The sequence below is a fragment of the Streptomyces sp. NPDC001502 genome, from assembly GCF_042894785.1.
GTDB classification, from domain to species: domain Bacteria; phylum Actinomycetota; class Actinomycetes; order Streptomycetales; family Streptomycetaceae; genus Streptomyces; species Streptomyces kutzneri.
In genome coordinates this window covers 132,384-153,662 of record NZ_JBIAVW010000014.1, presented here as the reverse complement: position 1 = coordinate 153,662, position 21,279 = coordinate 132,384, and the positions used below count along the sequence as shown (strand labels likewise).

General features: G+C 73.3%; 21 protein-coding genes. 11 read left to right on the top strand and 10 right to left on the bottom strand.

What is annotated here, in order from left to right; translation table 11 throughout:
* Window positions 1-28: 28 nt before the first annotated feature.
* Both ACFY0D_RS24560 and ACFY0D_RS24555 read right to left on the bottom strand, forming a co-directional pair.
* Window positions 29-814, bottom strand: coding sequence for an SDR family NAD(P)-dependent oxidoreductase (locus ACFY0D_RS24560; RefSeq protein ID WP_390800215.1), 786 nt, complete (start codon window positions 812-814; stop codon window positions 29-31).
* A gap of 13 nt (window positions 815-827) precedes the next feature.
* Complete coding sequence (locus ACFY0D_RS24555) at window positions 828-1,775, bottom strand: LLM class F420-dependent oxidoreductase (protein WP_390800214.1); 948 nt, start codon at window positions 1,773-1,775, stop codon at window positions 828-830.
* 149 nt (window positions 1,776-1,924) lie between these two features.
* Between ACFY0D_RS24555 and ACFY0D_RS24550 the strand changes: the two genes are divergently transcribed.
* Window positions 1,925-2,563, top strand: a complete 639-nt coding sequence (locus tag ACFY0D_RS24550; protein ID WP_390800213.1) for a hypothetical protein — start codon at window positions 1,925-1,927, stop codon at window positions 2,561-2,563.
* On the opposite strand, the gene ACFY0D_RS24545 is transcribed toward ACFY0D_RS24550, so the two are convergent.
* From ACFY0D_RS24545 to ACFY0D_RS24535, 3 genes are read right to left on the bottom strand one after another with little or no spacing between them, the layout of a single operon-like run.
* Complete coding sequence (locus ACFY0D_RS24545) at window positions 2,535-3,401, bottom strand: hypothetical protein (RefSeq protein WP_390800212.1); 867 nt, start codon at window positions 3,399-3,401, stop codon at window positions 2,535-2,537. The genes ACFY0D_RS24550 and ACFY0D_RS24545 overlap by 29 nt on opposite strands.
* Before the next feature lie 41 nt (window positions 3,402-3,442).
* Window positions 3,443-4,690 carry an ATP-binding protein gene (locus tag ACFY0D_RS24540; RefSeq protein ID WP_390800211.1) on the bottom strand — a complete coding sequence of 416 codons (1,248 nt, stop codon included), beginning with the start codon at window positions 4,688-4,690 and terminating at the stop codon, window positions 3,443-3,445.
* On the bottom strand, window positions 4,687-5,349 hold the full coding sequence (locus tag ACFY0D_RS24535) for a response regulator transcription factor (RefSeq protein ID WP_327740150.1): 663 nt from the start codon (window positions 5,347-5,349) through the stop codon (window positions 4,687-4,689). Before ACFY0D_RS24535 ends, ACFY0D_RS24540 begins: the two co-directional genes overlap by 4 nt.
* A 90-nt stretch (window positions 5,350-5,439) precedes the next feature.
* On the opposite strand from ACFY0D_RS24535, the gene ACFY0D_RS24530 reads away from it, so the two are divergent.
* From ACFY0D_RS24530 to ACFY0D_RS24510, 5 genes are all read left to right on the top strand, one after another.
* Entirely contained in the window at window positions 5,440-5,931 is a 492-nt protein-coding gene (locus ACFY0D_RS24530) for a hypothetical protein (RefSeq protein WP_390800210.1), read from the top strand.
* 5 nt (window positions 5,932-5,936) lie between these two features.
* The gene (locus tag ACFY0D_RS24525; RefSeq protein WP_390800209.1) at window positions 5,937-7,115 is read left to right on the top strand and encodes a peptidoglycan-binding protein; all 1,179 of its coding nucleotides are present in this window, start codon (window positions 5,937-5,939) and stop codon (window positions 7,113-7,115) included.
* A 26-nt stretch (window positions 7,116-7,141) separates the two neighbouring features.
* The gene (locus ACFY0D_RS24520; RefSeq protein WP_390800257.1) at window positions 7,142-7,825 is read left to right on the top strand and encodes an ABC transporter ATP-binding protein; all 684 of its coding nucleotides are present in this window, start codon (window positions 7,142-7,144) and stop codon (window positions 7,823-7,825) included.
* Entirely contained in the window at window positions 7,822-9,048 is a 1,227-nt protein-coding gene (locus tag ACFY0D_RS24515) for an ABC transporter permease (RefSeq protein WP_301370191.1), read from the top strand. The genes ACFY0D_RS24520 and ACFY0D_RS24515 overlap by 4 nt, the downstream gene beginning before the upstream one ends.
* Window positions 9,049-9,157: 109 nt before the next feature.
* Window positions 9,158-9,601, top strand: a complete 444-nt coding sequence (locus ACFY0D_RS24510; RefSeq protein WP_390800208.1) for an NUDIX hydrolase — start codon at window positions 9,158-9,160, stop codon at window positions 9,599-9,601.
* Here the strand turns inward: ACFY0D_RS24510 and ACFY0D_RS24505 are convergent.
* Complete coding sequence (locus tag ACFY0D_RS24505; RefSeq protein WP_390800207.1) at window positions 9,598-10,452, bottom strand: trypsin-like serine protease; 855 nt, start codon at window positions 10,450-10,452, stop codon at window positions 9,598-9,600. The two genes, ACFY0D_RS24510 and ACFY0D_RS24505, sit on opposite strands and share 4 nt — an antisense overlap.
* 84 nt (window positions 10,453-10,536) lie before the next feature.
* Window positions 10,537-11,031, bottom strand: coding sequence for a GNAT family N-acetyltransferase (locus ACFY0D_RS24500; protein ID WP_390800206.1), 495 nt, complete (start codon window positions 11,029-11,031; stop codon window positions 10,537-10,539).
* A gap of 214 nt (window positions 11,032-11,245) precedes the next feature.
* Between ACFY0D_RS24500 and ACFY0D_RS24495 the strand changes: the two genes are divergently transcribed.
* Window positions 11,246-12,475 carry an MFS transporter gene (locus ACFY0D_RS24495; protein WP_390800256.1) on the top strand — a complete coding sequence of 410 codons (1,230 nt, stop codon included), beginning with the start codon at window positions 11,246-11,248 and terminating at the stop codon, window positions 12,473-12,475.
* Between the two features lie 50 nt (window positions 12,476-12,525).
* On the opposite strand, the gene ACFY0D_RS24490 is transcribed toward ACFY0D_RS24495, so the two are convergent.
* Complete coding sequence (locus tag ACFY0D_RS24490; protein WP_390800205.1) at window positions 12,526-13,752, bottom strand: amidohydrolase family protein; 1,227 nt, start codon at window positions 13,750-13,752, stop codon at window positions 12,526-12,528.
* 131 nt (window positions 13,753-13,883) lie between these two features.
* On the opposite strand from ACFY0D_RS24490, the gene ACFY0D_RS24485 reads away from it, so the two are divergent.
* From ACFY0D_RS24485 to ACFY0D_RS24470, 4 genes are all read left to right on the top strand, one after another.
* Window positions 13,884-17,183, top strand: coding sequence for a BTAD domain-containing putative transcriptional regulator (locus tag ACFY0D_RS24485; protein WP_390800204.1), 3,300 nt, complete (start codon window positions 13,884-13,886; stop codon window positions 17,181-17,183).
* 179 nt (window positions 17,184-17,362) lie between these two features.
* Window positions 17,363-17,581, top strand: a complete 219-nt coding sequence (locus tag ACFY0D_RS24480; protein WP_390800203.1) for a hypothetical protein — start codon at window positions 17,363-17,365, stop codon at window positions 17,579-17,581.
* A gap of 134 nt (window positions 17,582-17,715) precedes the next feature.
* Window positions 17,716-18,444, top strand: a complete 729-nt coding sequence (locus tag ACFY0D_RS24475) for a class I SAM-dependent methyltransferase (protein WP_390800202.1) — start codon at window positions 17,716-17,718, stop codon at window positions 18,442-18,444.
* Between the two features lie 23 nt (window positions 18,445-18,467).
* Complete coding sequence (locus tag ACFY0D_RS24470; protein WP_390800201.1) at window positions 18,468-18,779, top strand: hypothetical protein; 312 nt, start codon at window positions 18,468-18,470, stop codon at window positions 18,777-18,779.
* A 346-nt stretch (window positions 18,780-19,125) separates the two neighbouring features.
* Here the strand turns inward: ACFY0D_RS24470 and ACFY0D_RS24465 are convergent, their stop codons facing one another.
* Together ACFY0D_RS24465 and ACFY0D_RS24460 are read right to left on the bottom strand one after the other, a co-directional pair.
* Complete coding sequence (locus ACFY0D_RS24465; protein ID WP_390800200.1) at window positions 19,126-19,839, bottom strand: hypothetical protein; 714 nt, start codon at window positions 19,837-19,839, stop codon at window positions 19,126-19,128.
* 54 nt (window positions 19,840-19,893) lie between these two features.
* Window positions 19,894-21,213, bottom strand: coding sequence for a UDP-glucose dehydrogenase family protein (locus ACFY0D_RS24460; protein WP_390800199.1), 1,320 nt, complete (start codon window positions 21,211-21,213; stop codon window positions 19,894-19,896).
* Between the last annotated feature and the right edge of the window lie 66 nt (window positions 21,214-21,279).

Sequence of the window (21,279 nt, the reverse complement as noted above, 5' to 3'; positions counted from 1 at the left end):
GGTGTGAGCGTCAATACCTGACGCTCCATCAGAGAATGCTGACGCCCGCCAGCCAGCCGCCGTCGATCACGAACGGCTGGCCGGTGATGTACGAGGAGTCCTCGCCCGTCAGGAAGAGCGCCAGCTTCGCGATCTCCTCCGGCTGCCCCACCCGCCCCAGCGGGACCACCCGCTTGTAGAGCTCGGCCATCGCGTCCCTGGCCTCGTCGGTCATGTTCGCCGGGTCCAGCAGGCCCGGGTTGGCCATCGGGGTGTCCACGGCGCCCGGGCACATCGCGTTGACCCGGATGCCCTTGCCCGCCAGTTCCAGCGCGGCCACCCGGGTGAGGCCGAGGATCGCCGCCTTGGTGGCGGCGTACGTGCCGACGTACGCCATGCCCGTCAGGCCCGTGTACGAGGAGGTGTTGACGATGGTGCCGCCGCCGGCCGCCTCGATCTCGGGAGCCACCGTCTTGATGCCGAGGAAGGCGCCCACCTGGTTGACCTGGATCACCTGCTGGAACTCCTCCAGCGGGGTCGCGGTCAGCTCGTTGAAGCGCAGGATGCCCGCGTTGTTGACCAGGCCGTCGATCGGGCCGAAGGTCTCCTTCGCAGCGGCGATCGCAGCCGCCCAGTCCTCCTCGCGGCTCACGTCCATCCGTACGTACCGGGCCCGGTCCTCGCCGATGTCCTTGGCCACCGCCGCGCCCTGCTCGTCCAGCACGTCGCCGAGGAGCACCCGCGCCCCCTCGGCGGCGAAGAGCCGGGCCTCCTGCTCGCCCTGCCCGCGTGCCGCGCCGGTGATGATGACGACGCGCCCGTCCAGCTTGCCCATGGTCCGTCAGCCCCTAGTCGTTGAGGAGGGGGGCCACCTCGGCCCCGAAAGCGGTGATCTGGTCGACGAGTTCGGCGCGGTCGCGGCTGCGGAAGCGCACCTGGATCTGGTCCACGCCGAGCGCCTTGTACTCCCGCAGGGACTCGGCGAGCACCTCACCCTTGCCGGTGAGGGTGCGGCGGCCGGTGTCCCAGCCGGGCTCGCCGACGTACAGCGCCTCGGTGATCGCGCCGAACTCGAAGGGGCCGCTCGCCCCGGCCGCCTCGCGCAGCTCCCCGATCCGGGCGATCTGCGCCGGGAGCTTGTCGCGCGGGTCGCCCTGCGGGAGCCAGCCGTCCCCGCGTACGGCGGCGCGGCGGACGGCGGCGGGCGAGGAGCCGCCGACCCAGACGGGGATCCGCTCCTGCGCGGGCCGGGGCAGCTGGCCGAGGCCCTTGAAGGAGAACAGCTCGCCCTCGAACTCCGGGTACTCCTCGGGCCCCAGCGCCGCCCGCAGCGCGTCCAGGGTCTCGTCGAGGACGGCGCCGCGGCGCGCGAAGTCCACGCCGAGGATCTCGAACTCCTCCTGCACGTGTCCGGCGCCCACTCCGAGGATCAGCCGGCCGCCGGAGAGGTGGTCGAGGGTGGCGTACTGCTTGGCGCTGATCAGCGGGTGGCGCAGGCCCAGGATCGCGACGTGGCTCAGCAGCCGCACGCGCTCGGTGATGCCGGCCAGGAAGGACAGGGTCGCCACCGGGTCGTACCAGACGGTGCTCATGGGGCCGGCCAGCCGCCGCGGGATGGCCACGTGGTCGCAGGTGGCCAGGTACCCGAAGCCGGCCCGGTCGGCGGCCCGCGCGATCCCGGCGAGATCGGCGGCGGTGGCCGACGCCTCCCAGGGCTCGGCGTAGATGGTGCTCTGCGACTGGACCGGGAGCTGCATCCCGTAGACCAGCCGACCTTGCGGAAATACGCGCGCCATGGCGGGCCCGCCTCGCCTTCGTCTGCCGATTCGTCATATCGGTGCGGGGCCATCGTCGTAGCTGACGGACCGTCAGACAAGGGGTGTGACACACGCCGGGCCGAACAGGGGGCGTTCCCCTGCGCCGCTCCCCTCGCTAGGGTGCGCGGGTGGATCTGATACTCACGCTGGTCAGCGGTATCGCCTGGACGGTCGTGTACGTGGAGGCGATCCGCGTCGGACTGCGGGACCGGACGTACGCGATGCCCGTCGCCGCGCTCGCGCTCAACTTCGCCTGGGAAATCATCTACGCGACCCGCGACGTCACGGTCGGAGTCTCCGCGCAGGGCGTGGTCAACGTGGTGTGGGCGGTGGCCGACCTGGTGATCGTCTACACGTACCTGCGCTTCGGGCGGGCCGAGCTGCCGGAGTTCGTGACCCGGCCGCTCTTCGCCGCCTGGTCGGTCCTGGTGTTCGGGACGGGATTCGCCGTGCAGGGGATGTTCCTGGCGCACTTCGGGGCGCACGACGCGAGCCGGTACTCGGCGTTCCTGCAGAACCTGCTGATGTCCGGCCTGTTCATCGCCCTGTACGCCTCCCGGCAGGGGCCGCTCGGTCAGTCCCTGACCATCGCCGTCGCCAAATGGCTGGGGACGCTCGCCCCGACCCTGCTGTTCGGGGTGCTGGAGGACGCGCCGTTCATCCTCGGTCTCGGGATCCTGTGCAGCGTCTTCGACCTCGCCTACATCGGACTGCTGCTGCGGCCCCGCCTCGCCCGGCTCAGAAGCCTTCCGGCCCCATCACGATGACCGGCTTCGCCGCCGGGTCGAGGGTCTCCAGGACCTTCTGCATGGCCGCCTTCGGGATGCCCACGCAGCCCTGCGAGGGCCCGTCGTGGTCCACGTGCAGCCAGATGTTGCCGCCCTTGTCCTCGCCGTCCGGCATGACCGGGTCCAGCGGGGACCGGCCCGGCCTGCGGTTGAAGTCGATGGCGACGACATAGTCGAAGGAGCCCGCCAGGGACTCCCCGTTCACCCCGAGGCCCGAAGGGACGAAGCCGCTGCTCTCGTCGTACGGGAGCCGGGTCCCGGGCGGCTTCGGCAGCAGGCCGCCCGCGTCGGTGAGTGCGAAGACACCCATCGGCGAGGTCAGATCTCCGTACTCGCGTTCGGTGGACCAGCCCTTGGCCCCGTTGCGGGCCGGCCAGCTCTCGGTCCGGACCCAGTCGGCGCCCGCCGCGGGGCGCGTGTAGAAGGCGGCGGTGGACTCCGAGGAGTCCGGCGCCTTGCCGGTGACCAGGATGAGCTGACGGGACTCGGCCGGGATCCGGGCCCGGGTCTGCTCGCTGACGCCGGTCAGGCCCTGCGGGGCGGCGGCCTGCTGGGCGGCCCGCCGGGCAGCCTGCTGGGCGGCGGCCCGCCGCGCATCACGCGCGGCGCGGTCCTCCGCCTGCGGGCGGGCGTCCGCGCGGGCCTGCGGCCGGGGGTCCGCGGCCTTGTCCGGGTCCTGGGCCACGTACACCCAGCCGGCCGTGAAGGTCGCCAGGCCGAGCACGGCGGCAAGGGCCACCCGGCGGGTCCTGCGGATCGCACGGGGCTTGCGGGGCTTGCGGGGCGGACGGGAGCGGGCGCGGTCGTGCTGGCTCATTCCTCCGACCGTACATCAGCAGGCCCCCGGAGCCCGGGTGGCTACGACGTGCGCGCCTCGCGGGTCAGCGGGAAGCGGACGCGGACCGTGAGGCCTCCCTCCGGGGCCGGATTGGCCTCCGCCATCAGCTCCGCCCCGTGCGCCCGCGCGATCGAGGCCACGATCGACAGCCCCAACCCGGCGCCCTCGCCCGCGGTGTGCAGCCGTTCGGCGCGCCTGCGGAAGGGCTCCAGCAGCCCCGGCACGTCCGCCGGATCGATCACCGGGCCGGTGTTCGACACCGTCAGTTCCCCCTCGGCGGAGGTGGACACGCTGATCCGGCCGTCCGCGTGGTTGTGGCGTACCGCATTGGTCAGCAGGTTCCGCAGCAGGTGCCCCAGCAGGGTCCGGTCGCCCTGCACGGTCAGCGGCGCGAGCGTCCGTACGACGGTCAGCCCCTGCTGCGGACAGGCCGCCAGTTCGGCCGCCGCGAGTGCCGCCAGGTCCACCGGACCGGTGGACTCCAGCCCCTGTTCCGAGACGGCGAGCAGCAGCAGGGACTCGATGAGGTGCTCGCTGGAGTCGGCGACACCGATCAGCTTGGCGCGGATCCGGGCCACCTTCTGCGGCGACGGGTCCCCCGCCAGGCCGATCTCGGCCGCCGCCCGCTGCACGGCCAGCGGGGTGCGCAGTTCGTGCGCCGCGTTCGCCGCGAACCGCCGTTGCGCGGAGACCAGCTGCTCCATCCGCCCCAGCATCGCGTCGAAGGTGTCGGCCAGCTGCTTGAGCTCGCCGGGCGGCGCGTCGAGGGAGATCCGCTCGTCCAGGTTCTCCCCGGACAGGCGGCGCGCGGTCTCGGTGATCACGCCCAGGGGGCGCAGCACCCGGCCGGCCATCCACCAGGCGAGCCAGATCGACAGCACGGCGAAGACGGCCAGCGCGAGGAGCGAGTACATGAGCAGCCGGTGCCGGGTGGCGTCGGTGACGGCGTCGGAGAGGTTCTGGGTGTAGGCGTAGCCCTTGAGCTGCTCGGGGGTGGGGGTCTGGCCCGGGGGCAGCTTCTGCGCCGGCTGGCAGGGGCAGCCGGGGGCGAAGGTCCGGCCGGGGACGGGCGGCCCCGGCGACTGGAGGACGTAGGCCGGCGAGACGGTACGGACGGCCCCGCTGACGCTCGCGTACAGGCCCTGGCCGACGAGGACGTAGACCAGCGCCACCAGGCCGCCGCCCGCCAGGAGCAGCAGGGAGCCGTACAGGGCGGTGAGGCGGCCGCGCTCGGTGCGCAGCAGCCGCGTCGACGGGCGCCCGCTCACCGGGCCGCGATCCGGTAGCCCGCGCCCGGCACGGTCTCGATCAGCGGCGGCTCGCCCAGCTTGGCGCGGAGCTTGCTGAGGGTGACGCGGACGGCGTTGGTGGAGTAGCTGGTGTCCTGCTCCCACACCTGCTCGATCAGGTCGTCGTTGCCGACGACGGCGCCCTCGGCGCGCAGCAGCGCCTCCAGCACCGCGAACTCCTTGCGGGACAGCGCCAGCCGGTGCCCGTCCCGGGTGGCGCTGCGCCGGGCGGTGTCGACGGCGACCCCGGCGCGTTCCAGTACGGGCGGCAGCGCGGGGCGGGCCCGCCGGCCCAGGGCCAGGACGCGGGCGAGGAGCTCGTCGTAGGCGAAGGGCTTGGTGAGGTAGTCGTCGGCGCCGAGACCGAGGCCCTCGACCCGGTCCCGTACGGTCCCTGACGCGGTCAGCATCAGGACGCGGGTCAGCAGCCGCTCGCGCACGACCTGCCGGCAGACCTCGTCGCCGTGCAGGCCGGGCAGGTCGCGGTCCAGGACGAGGACGTCGTACTCGCCGAGGCGCAGGCGCCGCAGGGCCTCCAGGCCGTCGCTCGCCTCGTCGACGGCCAGCGCGTCGCGGCGCAGCCCCTCGGCGATCATCTCCCGGAGGAATTCCTCGTCCTCCACCACCAGTACGCGCATGGCGTCCTCTTTACCGGAGATCGGTATTTCGCCGTTGTAAGCAGGGTGCGAGAGGGAAGCGAAAGGCCCTTTCACCGCAGGCTCGGGCTCATGAAGCGATCCCTGATCATGACCACGGCCGCGGTCGTCACCGGACTGACCCTGTTCGCCACCGCCTGCGCGAACGACGCGTCGGCGGGGAAGAAGGACTCCTCCGGGGGCGCCGGCGGGGGCGGCGCCGGCACGGTGGCCGACAACGCGGTGAAGATGCGCCAGTGCCTGCGCGAGCACGGCATAGACGTGCCCGACCCCGAGCCCGGCCAGGACCCGCGCGGGATGACGCTGGGCGGGGACGCCGATCCGCAGAAGATGCAGGAGGCCATGAAGGCCTGCGGGATGAGCACCGGCTCCGGGGCCGGCAAGGAGCCCACGCAGGAGGAGAAGGACAAGGAGCTGGAGTGGATCCGGTGCATGCGCGAGAACGGGGTCGCGCTGAAGGACCCTGAGTACCACGAGGGCGGCATGAAGAGCGCCACCGAGATCCCCAAGGGGCAGGAGAAGGCCTTCGAGGAGGCCCAGAAGAAGTGCGACACCGGCCGATGATGCCGATGAGGAAGCGGGCCACATGGCTGCTGGGCTCGCTGGCCGCCGTACTGACCGTCTCGGGCGGCGGCTGGGCCGTCCTGGCGCAGCCGCAGCGCGACGCGGGTGAGCAGGAGCGGCGCGCGGCCGGCGGACTGCCGCCGGCCACGGCACCGGTCAAGCGCGGCGACCTCGGCTCGGGCCTCCAGGTGGAGGGCACCCTCGGCCATGCGGGGGAGCGCAAGCTCAACGCGGGCGGGCCCGGCGTGCTGACGTGGATCGCGGGCGAGGGCGCGGCGGTCGAGCGGGACGGGAAGCTGTACGAGGTCAACGGCCGGGTGGTGCGGCTCATGTACGGGGCCACGCCGATGTACCGGCCGCTGAAGGCCGGCGACAAGGGCGAGGACGTCAAGCAGCTCAAGCGCAATCTGCAGGCCCTCGGGTACGGGACCGGGCTCGACCCGGAGGACGGCACCTTCACGGCGGGTACGGCCACGGCGGTCAAGCGGTGGCAGAAGGCGCACAAGGCGGCGGAGACGGGCGAGGTCGGCAAGGAGGACATCGCCTTCGCCTCGGGGCCGCAGCGGGTGCGCGCGGGCGACGCGGCGGTCGGTGACGAGCTGGCGCCGGGCAAGCCGGTGCTGACGGTGACGGGCACCGAGCGGATCGTCCGCTTCCGGCTGGACGCGGCGAAGGCGGGCGCGGCGAAGGCCGGCGACCCGGTGACCGTACGGCTGCCGGGAGGCGGCAGCGCCACCGGGAAGATCGACTCGGTGGGCGGGGCCGACCGGCCCGACGACAAGAACGGCGGCGGGGCGGGAGGCCCGGGCGGCGGCGACGGTGGCGGTGGTGGCGGCGGCGGCGGTGGCGGCGGCGGCGGCGGCGGCGGCGGTGGCGGCGGCGGCGGCGGCGACAAGAAGGCGCAGGTCGAGGTGGTCGTCACCTTCGACAAGCCCGCCGAGGTGGGCGCCCCGGACCAGTCCCCGGTGAGCGTCGGCCTGACCGGTGAGACCCGCAAGGGCGTGCTCTCCGTACCGGTCAACGCGCTGCTCGCGCTCGCGGGCGGCGGCTTCGGCGTCCAGGTCGTGGAGGACGGCCGGGCCCGCGAGGTCCCGGTCGAGCTGGGCATGTTCGGCAACGGCCGGGTCGAGGTGACCGGCGGCGCCCTCAAGGAGGGCATGCAGGTGGGGATCCCGAAACTGTGACGGCCACGACGGCGCATCCGGGCCCGGTGGTGGAACTGACCGGGGTCACCAAGGAGTACCCGGGCGGGGTCGCGGCCCTGCGCGGGGTCGACCTGAGCGTCGCCGCGGGCGAACTCCTCGCCATCGTCGGCCCGTCGGGTTCCGGCAAGTCCACCCTGCTGCACATCGTCGGCACCCTGGACCGCCCGACCGCGGGCGGCGTACGGATCGCCGGGTACGACATCGCGGCCCTCCCGGACCGTTCGCTGTCGGCCCTGCGCTCCCGGCACGTCGGCTTCGTCTTCCAGTCCTTCCATCTCGTGCCGGGCATCAGCGCCCGGGCGAACGTCGCCGAAGGGCTGCTCTACAGCGGCCTCGCGCGGGCCGAACGGCTGCGCCGGGCGGCGCAGGCCCTGGACCGGGTGGGCCTCGGCGACCGGATGGACCACCGGCCGCACGAGCTGTCCGGCGGGCAGAAGCAGCGGGTGGCGATCGCCCGGGCGGTGGCGGGCGCGCCGGACCTGCTGCTGGCCGACGAGCCGACGGGCGCGCTGGACACGGCGTCCGGGGAGTCGGTGATGGAGCTGCTGCGCGAGCTGAACCGGGACGGGGCCACCATCGCCGTGATCACCCACGACCAGGAAATCGCGGCGAGCCTGCCGCGGCAGGTGCGGATCCGCGACGGGGAGATCGTCGCGGACGTATGGAACCGGGCGGGGGCGCCGTCATGAGCCGCGCGAGGCCTCGTACGGGGACGCGCGCCCGGCGGTTGAAGCCGCCGCGGCTGTCCCCGCGGGACGTGCTGCACGTCGGGTCGGCGGGCCTGCGCGCCCGCCCGATGCGGGTGTTCCTGTCCGCGCTCGGCATCGCCATCGGCATCGCGACGATGATCGCGGTGGTCGGGATCTCCTCCTCCAGCCAGGCGAAGCTGCTGCGGGAGCTCGACAAGCTCGGCACCAACATGCTGGTCGCGAAGCCGGGCGAGGGGATGTTCACCGGGCAGGACACCAAGCTGCCCAAGGACGCCCCCGGCATGATCTCCCGGATCGCGGGGGTCGAATCGGTCGGGACCACCGGTGACGTGCCCGAGTCCGTACGCCGCTCGGAGAACATCCCGAAGGGGGAGACGGGCGGGATCGTGCTCAAGGCGGCCAAGGACGACCTGCTGGGCACGCTGCGCGCGCGGATGGCGAGCGGCACCTGGCTCAACGCGGCCACCGGCCGCTACCCCGCGGTGGTCCTCGGGGACGTCTCCGCGCGCCGGCTCGGCATCACCGGACCGGGTCAGCAGGTCTTCATCGGCGGCCGGTACTTCACGGTGACCGGCATCCTGGAGCCCGTCCCGCTGGCCCCGGAGATCGAGCGCTCCGCGCTGATCGGGTGGGACGCGGCCGAGCAGCTGCTGGGCTTCGGCGGTCACCCGACGGCGGTGTACGAGCGCTCGGCGGACGACCGGGTGGCGGCGGTCCGCGCGCTCATCCCGCGCACGGCCAACCCGCAGACCCCGAGCGCGGTGCAGGTCTCCGACCCCTCGGCGGCGCTCCAGGCGAAGGCGGCCACGGAGGGCGCGTTCAGCACGCTGTTGCTGGGGCTGGGCGGGATCGCGCTGCTGGTGGGCGGGGTCGGCGTCGCCAACACGATGATCATCTCGGTGCTGGAGCGGCGGCACGAGATCGGCCTGCGGCGGTCCCTGGGCGGCACGAAGGGCCAGATCCGGATCCAGTTCGTGACGGAGTCCCTGCTGCTGTCCGGGCTCGGCGGCCTGGCGGGCATCGCCCTGGGCGGCGCGGCCACGGCGGTCTACGCCCGCGCCGGCGACCTGCCCTGGGTGGTCCCGCTGTGGGCGGTGACCGGCGGCTTCGCCGCCACCTTGGTGATCGGCACCCTGGCCGGGCTCTACCCGGCGGTGCGCGCGGCCCGGCTGTCGCCGACGCTCGCACTGGCGGCGGCGTAGCGGATCGGGCCGGGGCGGGGTCGGTTCCCGGGGACGGGCGCGCAAAAGGCGGTAAAAGGCCAGGTGCAAGCCCATCCCCCGGAACCGATCACCGGCGTACATTGAATCGATGATGCGAACTCCACGTCACGCAGCGCGCGTTGTCATCCTGTCCCCCACCGGATCCGTGTTCCTCTTCCGGGAGGACAACGTGGAGGTGGGCATCCACTGGCTGCCGCCCGGCGGCGGCATCGATCCCGGCGAGAGCCCCGAGGACTGCGTGCGGCGCGAGCTGCGCGAGGAGACCGGCTGGACCGACCTGGAACCCGAACGGCTGCTCTGCACCTGGGAGCACGACTTCACGCACCAGGGCATCCCGGTCCGCCAGCACGAGCACATCTTCGTCACCACGGGCCCGCACCGCGAGCCGGTCCTGGAGGCCCCGGACATCCACTGGCAGTGGCTGACCCCGCGGCGCCTGGCCACCCTGGGCGAACCCCTGTGGCCCCCGCGCCTGCCGGACCTCCTGGCAGACGCCTCGGCGGAACCGGTCCACCTGGGGCTGCTGGCCTAGGCGGTGGGCTTCGCGATGGCCTTGGCGTAGAGGGAGGCCGCGTACTCACCGAGGACCGTGCTGGTCGACACGTCGTCCGTGTCCCCGCCCGTGAGGATGCCGATGATCTTCCCGTCGCCGGCGATCCACGCGCTGCCGCTGGTGCCGCCCGGGAAGTCGGCGCAGTCGAAGCGCTGTTGGGTCGCGCTCATGCGGACGGCGACCGACGTGCAGGTACGCGGAACCTTGCGGTCGGCGGGGTAACCGGTCACGGTGACCTCCTCGCCCGCGCGGCCGCTGGTGTCGAGGACGGCCGCGCCGGTCACGTCCTCGATGGTGCGGCCCTTGGCGTCCGGGGCGAGGCGGGCGAAGGCGAGGTCGTAGTCGTCGTCCGTACCCTCGGCCCAGCGGTCGTCCTCGAAGGCTTCCTCGATCTTCCAAGTGCCGTACGGAGCGACCCCGTTGGCGTACGCGGGTGCGAAGACGGCGCTTCCGCCGCTCTGGTCCCCTTCGAGCAGGCAGTGCCCGGCGGTGATGATCATGTTCCGGCCGGGGCTGCTCACCACGGTGGCGGTGCAGAAGTGATCACTGTCCAGGCCGTTGGTGAACAGGGCGCCAGTGAAGGCGGCGGGCCCACCGGGAGGCGGGGTGACAGCGGGCGGCAAGGTGGCACCGGGAGGCGGGGACAGCTGCGGCTTCGCCACTTGCGATCGCGACGACGGTCCCGTCGCGGATGCGCTCGGCGCGGCCTTCGCCCGTACCGGGGGGACCCCCTCCGGCGGCGGCGCGAGCTTGGCCACCGCGGCGGACGCCCCGAGGGCCGCCACCGCGCACAGCACCGCCGTCACGACGGTCCGCTTGTCCACCGGCATGATCATCCTCCCGCTTTGCCCTGGCGAAGCATGCCCCGGCGGCAGGGTCGGGTGCAAGGCCGGGGACGGCTCCCGGCCTGCGCCTCACACGGTTTCGGCCCGCAGGTCGCATACGAAACGCAGGCCCGGACGGCCGTCCAGGTCGACATCGCCGGTGGGCACGAATCCCGTACGGGCCAGCACGGCGCGTGAGCCGGCGTTGTCCAGCGTCGTGACCGCCCGCAGCGCGGCCAGTCCGTACTCCGTGACCGCCAGCCCGCAGGCCTCCCGGACCGCGGCCGTGGCCAGGCCCCGGCCCGTGGCCCGCTCGGCGATCCGGTACCCGAGCTCGGCCGAACCGTCCGCCACGTCCACGAGGTTGACCCGGCCCACCACCTCCCCGCCGTCGTCCACCAGGACGTGGAAGAAGCACAGGCCGGCGGCCTGCTCGGCCATCAGCGCCGCGTGCCGCGCGTCGAAGCCGGCGAAGTAGCGGTCGCCGCGGTCCGGGACCGACGCGGCGAAGTAGGCCCGGTTCTCCCGCTCGAACGCGAGCAGGGCCGGGGCGTGGTCGAAGCGCAGCAACTGGAGTCGGGGCACGGCCCGATGCTAGGCCGTGTCCGGCAGCGAAGGCGGGTTCTCACGCTGCGCCGGCCCGGGCCGGGCCGGGCCGGGCGCCCGAGGGGGGCGGGCCCGCGTCTTCCAGGGCCGCGGCGGCGGCCGTTCCTCCCCTGCGCGGGGGAACCCCGGGTGCGGCGTATAGGTCGTCTGCCCGATCCCCGGCCCCCGCCTTAGAAATCAGGCTGGTCCGGTGATGGATCGAGGAGTGGGAAAGGTCCTGCGGGACCGCAACGCGGGGCTCTACCTCTCCGGGGTGGTGGTCTCGGGATTCGGCACGACCGCCATGTGGCTGGTCTCCGGGGTCTGGGTGAAGTCGCTGACCGGGTCGGACGCGCTCGCGGCCCTGACCGTGTTCACCCTGTGGGCGCCGGTCCTCGCCGGACCGGCGCTGGGGGCGCTCGCCGACCGGCTGCCCCGGCGGCCGCTGCTGGTCGCCCTCGGCCTCGTGATGGCCGCGCTGCTGCCCGTACTGACCCTGCTGGACTCGGCGGACCGGGTGTGGCTGCTGTTCGCGGTCCTGCTCGTGTACGGGATCTGCGGCACCGTGCACGGGGCGGCGGAGGCGGCCCTGGTCCCGCAGGCCGTCGGCCACCGGCTGCTCGGGGACTTCAACGGGCTGCGGCTGACCGCCGGCGAGGGCATGAAGCTGCTGGCTCCGCTGGTGGGGGCGGCCCTGTTCGCCCGCTTCGGCGGGGCGTCGGTGGCCCTGCTCGACGCGGTGACCTTCGCGCTGGCGGCGGGGATCTTCGCCCTGCTGCGGGTACCCGGGGAGCCGCCGGAACGGGAGCGGATCCGGGACGGGCCGGGGGGATTCGCGCGGATGCCGGAGGGCTGGCGGCAGCTGCGGGAGGTCCCTGCGGCGCGCACGCTGGTGTCGGCCGGCGCCGCCGTGATGTTCCTGGCCGGACTGAACGGCGCGGTGATCTACGCGGTCGCCGGGGACGTGCTGGGGCACGCGCCCGCCTACGTGGGGGTGCTGTACGCGGTGCAGGGCGCGGGTTCGGTGCTGAGCGGGCTCGTGGCGGGCCCGCTGCTGCGGCGGATGCCGGAGACGCTGTTCACGGCCGCCGGAACGGCCCTGTTCGCCCTCGGCGCCGGGGTCCGGGCGCTGCCGTACGACGCGGCGGCCCTGGCGGGCAGCGCGGCCATCGGCGCCGGGCTGCCGTGCGTGCTGATCGCCGCGCTGACCGCGGTGCAGCGCGAGGTCCCGAACGCCGCGCTGGGCCGCGCCGCGGCCACGGCCAACACCCTGATCTTCGTACCGAACGCGCTGGCCCTGGCGCTGGGTTCCGCCCTGGTGGCCTTCGTGGACGTGCGGGTGCTGCTGCCGGCACTGACGGTGGCGGGGCTGGCCACTGCGCTGCTGCTCACGGTCCGGGGCGCGGACCGGGCGCGAGTGGCCGCAGGGCACCCACGGCCGTAGGGGGTGGCGTGGCCGGTGGAGGGGGCCGGCCACGCCCTGCGGCTGCGGGCTCAGGCCCCCGGCCCCGCCCACAGGCCGTCCGCCGTGAGCCCGAGCAGGTCGATCGCGTTGCCGCGCACGATGCGGTCCACGACGTCCGGTGCCAGGTGGCCCATCTGGGACTCGCCGACCTCGCGGGACTTGGGCCAGGTCGAGTCCGAGTGGGGGTAGTCCGTCTCGTAGAGGACGTTGGCGACGCCGATCGAGTCGAGGTTCTTCAGGCCGAAGGCGTCGTCGAAGAAGCAGCCGAAGACGTGCTCGGCGAAGAGCTCCGACGGCGGGCGCAGCACCTTGTCCGCGACTCCGCCCCAGCCTCGGTTCTCCTCCCAGACCACGTTCGCGCGCTCGAGGATGTACGGGATCCAGCCGATCTGGCCCTCCGCGTACATGATCCTCAGGTTCGGGAAGCGCTCGAACTTGCCGCTCATCAGCCAGTCCACCATCGAGAAGCAGCAGTTGGCGAAGGTGATGGTGGAGCCGACCGCGGGCGGGGCGTCGGCCGAGGTGGACGGCATGCGGGAGGAGGAGCCGATGTGCATGGCGATGACCGTGCCGGTCTCGTTGCACGCCTCCAGGAAGGGGTCCCACTCGTCCGTGTGGATGGAGGGGAGGCCCAGGTGCGGGGGTATCTCGGAGAACGCGACCGCACGCACCCCGCGCGCGGCGTTGCGGCGGACCTCGGCGGCGGCCAGGCGGGCGTCCCAGAGCGGGATCAGGGTGAGGGGGATCAGGCGGCCGCGGGCGTCCGGGCCGCACCACTCCTCCACCATCCAGTCGTTGTAGGCCCGTACGCCGAGGAGCCCCAGCTCGCGGTCCTTGGCCTCGGTGAAGGTCTGGCCGCAGAAGCGGGGGAAGGTCGGGAAGCAGAGGGCCGACTGGACGTGGTTGACGTCCATGTCGGCGAGCCGGTCGGGAACCGAGAAGGACCCGGGGCGCATCTGCTCGTAGGTGATGACTTCCAGTTTGATCTCGTCGCGGTCGTACCCGACAGCCGTGTCGAGGCGGGTGAGCGGCCGGTGCAGGTCCTCGTACACCCACCAGTCGCCGATGGGGCCGTCGTCGCCCCTGGCCCCCATCACGGGGGCGAACTTGCCGCCGAGGAAGGTCATTTCCTTCAACGGGGCGCGGACGACGCGGGGGCCGGTGTCGCGGTACCTGGACGGGAGCCGGTCCCGCCAGACGTGGGGGGGCTCAACCGTGTGGTCGTCCACCGAGATGATCTTCGGGAAGGTCTCCATGGCCCATACGGTAGCGCTGATCTGACGAACCGTCAGCTAGTTGGCCGGTGATCGGTCGGACACGGGCTGACGTCCACGCGCGAGACAGGGCAGACTGACCCTTACACCGACGGAAGGCAGGGGGACGACAGATGGACGGCGTACCGGCCATCCCGAGCCCGCGGAAACATCCCGAGGCCCGTACGGCTGCCGTCGTACCCGAAGCCGGTCCGGGGGCGCCCCCCGCACGCGCGACCTCCGCACCCGCGGCCGAGTCCACGGCGGCCCCGGCCCCCACCCACCCGGCACGGTCCGGATCCACGGCGGATCCTGCCGCCGAACCCACCGCACGGGCCGATTCCGCCAAGGGCCCGGCGGGCGCGGCCTCCCCGGCCCCGGTTCCGGCCCGCGCCACCGCCCGCGCCACCGCCACCGCCCGCGCCACCGCCACCGCCACCGCCACCGCCACCGCCACCCGAACGCGTCCGGAACGGTCCGGGTCCGCCGAGCCCGCCACAGGCGACACCGCCGGCACCACAGGTCCGGGCGAGTCCCGCTTCGCCGTCCTCGGCCCCGTCCGCGCCTGGCGCGGCGCCGAGATCCTGCCCTCCGGCACCCCCCAGCAGCGCGCCCTGCTCGCGGTGCTCCTGCTGCGCGACGGCCGCACCGCCACCGCGCCCGAACTCATCGACGCCATCTGGGGCGAGGACCCGCCGCAGCAGGCCCTCGCCACCATCCGTACGTACGCCTCCCGCCTGCGCAAGGTCGTCGCCCCCGGCCTCCTCGTCACCGAGTCCGGCGGCTACGCCGTCCGGCTGCGCTCCACCGCCACCCTCGACCTCGGCGTCGCCCGCAGCCTCGCCGCCGACGCCGAGGCCGCGCGGGCCGCCGGTGACCGCGCCCTCGCCCGTACGCTCCTGGCCCGCGCCCTCGACCTCTGGGAGGGCGAGCCCCTCGCCGGGGTCCCCGGCCCGCACGCCGAGACCGAGCGCATCCGGCTCGCCGAATGGCGCCTCCAGCTGCTGGAGACCCGCCTCGACCTCGACCTGGAGGTCGGCCACCACGCCGAGGCCGTCTCCGAGCTCACCGCCCTCACCGCCGCCCACCCGCTGCGCGAACGCCTGCGCGAGCTGCTGATGCTCGCCCTCTACCGCAGCGGCCGGCAGGCCGAGGCCCTCGCCGTCTACGCGGACACCCGCCGGCTCCTCGCCGACGAGCTCGGCGTCGACCCCCGTCCCGAACTGGCCGCGCTCCAGCAGCGCATCCTCAACGCCGACGCCGATCTCGCCCGCGCGGAGGACCCGGCCCCGGCCGCCGCGACCGTTCACGTGAGGCCCGCCCAATTGCCTGCGACCGTCCCCGACTTCACCGGCCGCTCCAGCTTCGTCGCCGAGCTCGGCACCATCCTGTCCGGCGGCGCCCAGGACCAGGTCATGGCCGTCTCCGCGCTCGCCGGCATCGGCGGCGTCGGCAAGACCACCCTCGCCGTCCACGTCGCCCATGCCGCCCGCCCGCACTTCCCCGACGGCCAGCTCTACGTCGACCTCCAGGGCACCGAGGCCCGCCCCGCCGAACCGGAGGCCGTCCTCGGTTCCTTCCTGCGCGCCCTCGGCACCCCCGACACGGCCATCCCCGACTCCCCCGCCGAGCGGGCCGCGCTCTACCGCTCCATCCTCGACGGCCGCCGCGTGCTGGTCCTCCTCGACAACGCCCGCGACGCCGCCCAGGTCCGCCCGCTGCTGCCGGGCACCGCCGGCTGCGCCGCCCTCGTCACCAGCCGGGTCCGCATGGCGGGCCTCGCCGGGGCCCATCTCGTCGACCTCGACGTGATGAGCCCCGAGGAGGCCCTCCAGCTCTTCACCCGCATCGTCGGCGAGGAGCGCGTACGCGCCGAACGCCAGGCCGCCCTCGACGTCGTCGGCGCCTGCGGCTTCCTGCCGCTCGCCATCCGCATCGCCGCCTCCCGGCTCGCCGCCCGCCGCACCTGGACCGTCTCCGTCCTGGCCGCCAAGCTCGCCGACGAGCGCCGCCGCCTCGACGAGCTCCAGACCGGCGACCTCGCCGTCAAGGCCACCTTCGAGCTCGGCTACGGCCAGCTGGAGCCCGCCCAGCAGCGCGCCTTCCGCCTCCTCGGCCTCGCCGACGGCCCCGACATCTCCCTCTCCGCGGCGGCCGCCGTGCTCGACCGGCCCGAGTACGACACCGAGGACCTCCTGGAGGCTTTAGTCGACTGCTCCCTCCTCGAATCCGCCGCCCCCGGCCGCTACCGCTTCCACGACCTCGTACGCCTCTACGCGCGCGCCTGCGCCGAGCGCGACGAGCAGCCGCCGAGCGGGCGCGAGGCGGCCCTGGACCGGCTGCTGGACTTCTACCTGGCCACCGCCTCCGGGGTCTACGCCCTGGAACGCCCCGGCGACCGGCTGCCCGCGCACCTGTCCGACACCCATTACCCCGGGCTGGTCTTCGCCGAACCGCGCGCCGCCCTGGACTGGCTGTACGCCGAGGCCGACCCGCTGCTGGCGTGCGTACGGCAGGCCTCCGTACGGGGTGGCGAGTCGCTGGTCCTGCGCCGGGCCGTGGACCTGCTGTGGGCGGCGAAGGACCTCGCCGAGTCCGGGGCCAACTCCCGGCAGTACGAGTCGGCCGCCGCGGCCCTGCGCGACGCCGGCCAGGCCGCGAAGGACCCGTACGCCGAGGGCCGCGCCCGCACCACCCTCACCAACGTCCACCTGGTCGCGGGCCGCTTCGCCGAGGCCGACGACGAGGCCGCCCGGGCCACCGTGCTCGCGCGCGAGGCCGGCGACCCGCTGCCCATGTGCTGGGCCCCCAACGACCGCGGGATCATCGCCCTCTACGAGGGCCGGCACGCGGACGGCGAGCGCTACCTGCTGCAGGCCATCGAGTGCTTCCGCGCCGACGGCAACAACGTCGGCGAGGCCAGCGCCCTGTGCAACCTCTCCCGCATCCACGTGGAGCTGGGCCGCCTGCCCAGCGCCATAGACCTGGCCCAGCAGGGCATCGCCATCTACGACCGGATGGGCCTGAGCCTGCGCCTGGCCAACGGCCGCTACGCGCTGGGCATCGCCCTCACCCAGGCGGGGCGGCTCGGCGAGGCCCTGGCGCAGCTCGCCGAGGCGCTGTCGCTGTTCCACGAGAACCGCCAGCCGCTGTGGGAGGGCGTGACCCACTTCCGGCTCGCCGAGGCCCACCTGGCGGCGCGCCGGCCCACGCTGGCCGCCTCGCACGCCGAGCAGGCCATCGCGCTGCGCGGGATCGGCGGGGAGTGGCGCCGGGCGACGGTCCTGACGGTGCTCGGCAAGGCGCTGCGGCGGCTGGGGCAGCGGGACCGGGCGCGGGCCTGCTGGCGGGACGCCGAGGCCGTGTTCACGCAGCTGAGGTCGGCCGAACTGGGCGAGGTGCAGGCCCTGTTGGCCTCGGAGATCGCCGCCTGAGCTGCGGAGACGCCGGCTGAACGCGGCGTTCATCGTTCGTTTATCGCTGCCCGACATGATAGGTGCATCGACCCGGCGCCTCGGGGGGAGCATCCGGGCCGGTTGGTGGACTACCCGTTCGGCGGTCATCGGGGGAATCGCCGAACGGGCCCAGCCCTACCCATCCATCAGGAGAATCGATGACGACGAACGAGAACCTCAAGCCGCTCGACAACCACGCCTCGGGCGTCGAGATCGAGACCCTGGACAACCACGCCTCGGGCATCGAGATCAAGCCGCTGGAGCAGACCGAGACGGACGTCGCCGCTGCCGCTGCCGCTGCGGCCGCCGCCGCGGCCACCGCCGCGGGCGAGGAGATCCAGACGCTGGACAACCACGCGTCGGGTCCGCGCCCGTAGCACGCACAAGACGTACGGGGGATTCCACGGGGGAATCGGGGGAACGGCGGTCGTGGTGGCCCGGAGGGGGAGCCATCGCGACCGCCGTACACGTGCGCCCGGGCCGGAGCCCGGCGGCGGCATAGGCTGGGGGTGTGTTCTCCTCCCACGGGCCGAGCGTCCGCGAACTGGCAGTGCAGGGCCTCTCCTCGGTGGAGCGGGGCTACGACCTCCTCGCGCCGAAGTTCGACCACACCCCCTTCCGCACCCCGGACCGGATGCTCGACGCCGTCGAGGAGACCCTCGCCCAGGTGGAGGGCGGCTTCGGAGCCGGCCTGGACGTGTGCTGCGGCACGGGCGCCGGGATCGACATGCTGCGCCGGCTGTGCCGCGACCGGATCACCGGGGTGGACCTCAGCGCGGGCATGCTCGCGGAGGCCGGGCGCGCGTACGCGGACGATGACCGCGTGGACTTCGTACGGGCCGACGCGCGGGCCCTGCCGCCCGCCCTCGCGCACACGTACGACCTGGCGGTCAGCTTCGGCGCCTTCGGCCACTTCCTCCCGGGGGAGCGGCCCGCGCTCTTCTCCGGGATCCACGCGGCGCTGCGCGAGGGCGGCGTCTTCGCCTTCCCGATCGGCGCCCCGCTGCCGCCCGGATCCCGGGTGTGGTGGGCGACGACGGGCTTCGACGCGGCGATGCGGGTGCGCAACGCGGTGTGGCGTCCCCCCTTCGTCATGTACTACCGCACCTTCCCCCTGGGCCCGGTCCGCGAGGACCTCCGGGCGGCCGGCTTCACAGTGGAAACGGTCCCCCTCGACCACTTCGGCCACCGCCCGGACGGCACCCCCCACTGGCGCCTGGTCCTGGCCCGCCGCCGGTAACGTGCCCGCGCCGCCGAATCCCGGTGTGCGAGGCCGCCGCCGAGCAGGCTGAACCGGCGCACCCCCTCCAGGAGCCCGAAGGACTCGGAATCGTTCCAATCGAGCGACTTGCCGTCGAGCTGGGCGCCCTCCATCCGGTTGGCGAAGTCAACGGCTTCTACCTTGCGTCCGGTCATGGTGAGGCGCAAACCGGTGTCGATGTGCATGACACGCCAGCCGCGGACTTCCCGGCCGTCGCTGTTGATGGTCATGTGGCCAACGACGAAGTGCCCGTTGCGGGAGAGCTGCGGCTTGTCGAGCTCGTCGATCAGACTGGCCATGAACCTGTTGTGTGACTCCTGCGCCTTCTTGTTCGACCGTGGGGGCGGGGTGGTGTCCAGAGGTTCGGCGAAGAGGTCGGCGAAGGCATCGAAGGAAAGCTGGTCGCTGACAACAGAGGTCGGCACGTGATGAATCCTCCCGGCGGCGGTACAACAGCGCTTGACCGAGCGTCAACGCCTGGTCGCCCCTATGGACGGAGTGGGAGCGTCAGGCGTTACACCCCGCCTGGCATCAACGTCTCGTTGTCAGTTCCAGCGCAGCTTCCAGGGGCCAAGGCGGGGCTGCCGGAGCTGCCCCGCCTTGGAACTGATGTGGCCTCCCGCACCACGTTGCAGAGGTCTGGCCAGGCCACCAGCTCAGCTATGCGCCCAGCAGCTCCCGGCCGCGCCGACTCCGCCGGAACGCGATCGTCTCGAAGGTGCTCCGCCACCCGGCCGGGTCTACGCAGTACAGGCCGACCAGCGATGTCACGAAGGAGCCGACAAGCCGGTCTTTGACGCCCTCCCACGAGTGGATGCGTTGTCCGCACTCCTCGTCACAGGTGAGGAGGCCCTTGATGCCGTGCAGCGAGTGAATGGCCTCGCCGGCCTCCCGGGTGAGGTTGCCCAGGGCCAGGATCGGGGTCACGTAGCCCGGTCCGTCGGCGGCGGCCGCGTAGTGCTTGCCCAGCTCCTCGACGGCGTCCAGGATCCGGTTCTGCCCTTCGAAGTCTTCCGCGAGAGGGCTGCCGATCTCCGCGAGCCGCTGGCGGAACCCGTCGATGACGGCCGCCTGCCAGCCCTCGGCGTCGATGTAGTTGAGCGCGATCAGCGATGCGAAGGAGGCACCGACGAGGTCGTTGCTGACGCCGTTCCACGAGTGCTCGTCGCGCGTCGCGCAGTCATCCGCGCAGCTCGGCATCAGCCCGAGCAGCCCTTGCAGGGCGTGCCATGCCTCTCCGGCCTCCTCCGCCGGCTTGGCGATCTGCAAGGCCAGCAGTTCCTCGCGCGGCAGTTTCATGTTCGCCGAGGAGCAGACCCCGGCGAGGGCGTCCACGATGGGGAACATCCGGCCGGTCGTAAGCAGGTTTTCCACGTCGGTCTCCTTCGATCGATGTGCCGGGCTGCGCGCGGTGCGTGGCCCGGAGGTCTAGTGGGCGGGCCTTCCGATCTGGTGGAGGGTCCAGCCCGCGGTCCGCCAGCGGGCGGCGTCCAGGGTGGTGCGGCAGTCGACCATCAGCGGTGTGGCGGTTCGGCCGGCGAGCGGGCCGGGGTCGGCCTGCCGGTACTCCGGCCACTCCGTGCCCAGCACCACCGCGTCGGCGCCGTCCACGGATGCCGTCAGGTCGTCGGTGTACTCCAGTTCCGGGTTGCGGTGCATCGCCGTGGATACGGCCTGCGGGTCGTGCACGGTGACGACTGCCCCGGCCGTCTGGAGGGCTTGTGCCAGTGACAGGGCGGGGGATTCCCGCACGTCGTTGGTGCCGGGCTTGAACGCGGCCCCCCACACGGTGATGCGGGCCCCGGCCAGCGGGCGGCCGAGAGCCTTCACCACCAGGCCCAGACCCACCTCGGTGCGGTGTTCGTTGATCTCCTCCGCTGCCCGCAGGAAGGTGGCGGCGTCGGCCGCGCCGAGCTTCTGCGCGGAGGCGGTGAAGGCCCGGATGTCCTTGGGCAGGCAGCCGCCGCCGTAGCCGAGGCCCGGCGACATGCTGCCCTTGCCGATGCGTACGTCGACGCCGAGGATGTCGACGATCTGCGACACGTCGCCGCCCGCGGCGTCGCACATGTTCGACACGGCGTTCATGAAGCTGATCTTGACGCCGAGGAAGCTGTTCGCCGCGCCCTTCGCGAGCTCGGCGGTCTCCGGGGTGGTGATGAACAGCGGCACGCCGGTTTCGAGGATCGGTGCGAACACCGTACGGATGGCCTTCTCCGCCTCGGCGGTGGTCAGGCCGGCGACGATCCGGTCGGGGCGCAGGCTGTCCTCGACGGCGTGGCCCTCCCTCAGGAACTCCGGGTTCCACACCACGTCGGCCTTTTCGCCGGCGGGTGCCAGGCGGTGGACGAGCGCGGTCAGCTGTCGGGTGGTGCCTACCGTGACGGTGGACTTCCCGACGATGGTGCACGGCTGCTTCAGGTGCGGGGCGAGCTGGCGCACCGCCCCGAAGACCTGCCCTGTGTCGTAGCTGCGGCCGTCGGAGTCGATGGGCGTTCCCACTCCCAGGAAGTGCAGCTCGGCGAACTCGGCGGCCTCCGCGATGTCGGTGGTGAACCGCAGCCGGCCCGTTGCCGTGTGCCGGGCCAGCAGCTCGGGCAGGCCCGTCTCGTAGATGGGGCATTCGCCGCGGTTCAGCCGGGCGATCTTGTCGGCGTCGGTGTCGACACCGATCACTTCGTGCCCGAGCTCGGCCATCGCCGCGGCGTGCGGGATACCGAGGTGCCCGCAGCCGATCACTGAGATGCGCATACGCCTGACTTTCGTTCTGGAAGGAGGCCCGCCGTGGGGGGCCGGAGAACAAGGCCAGAGGCTACT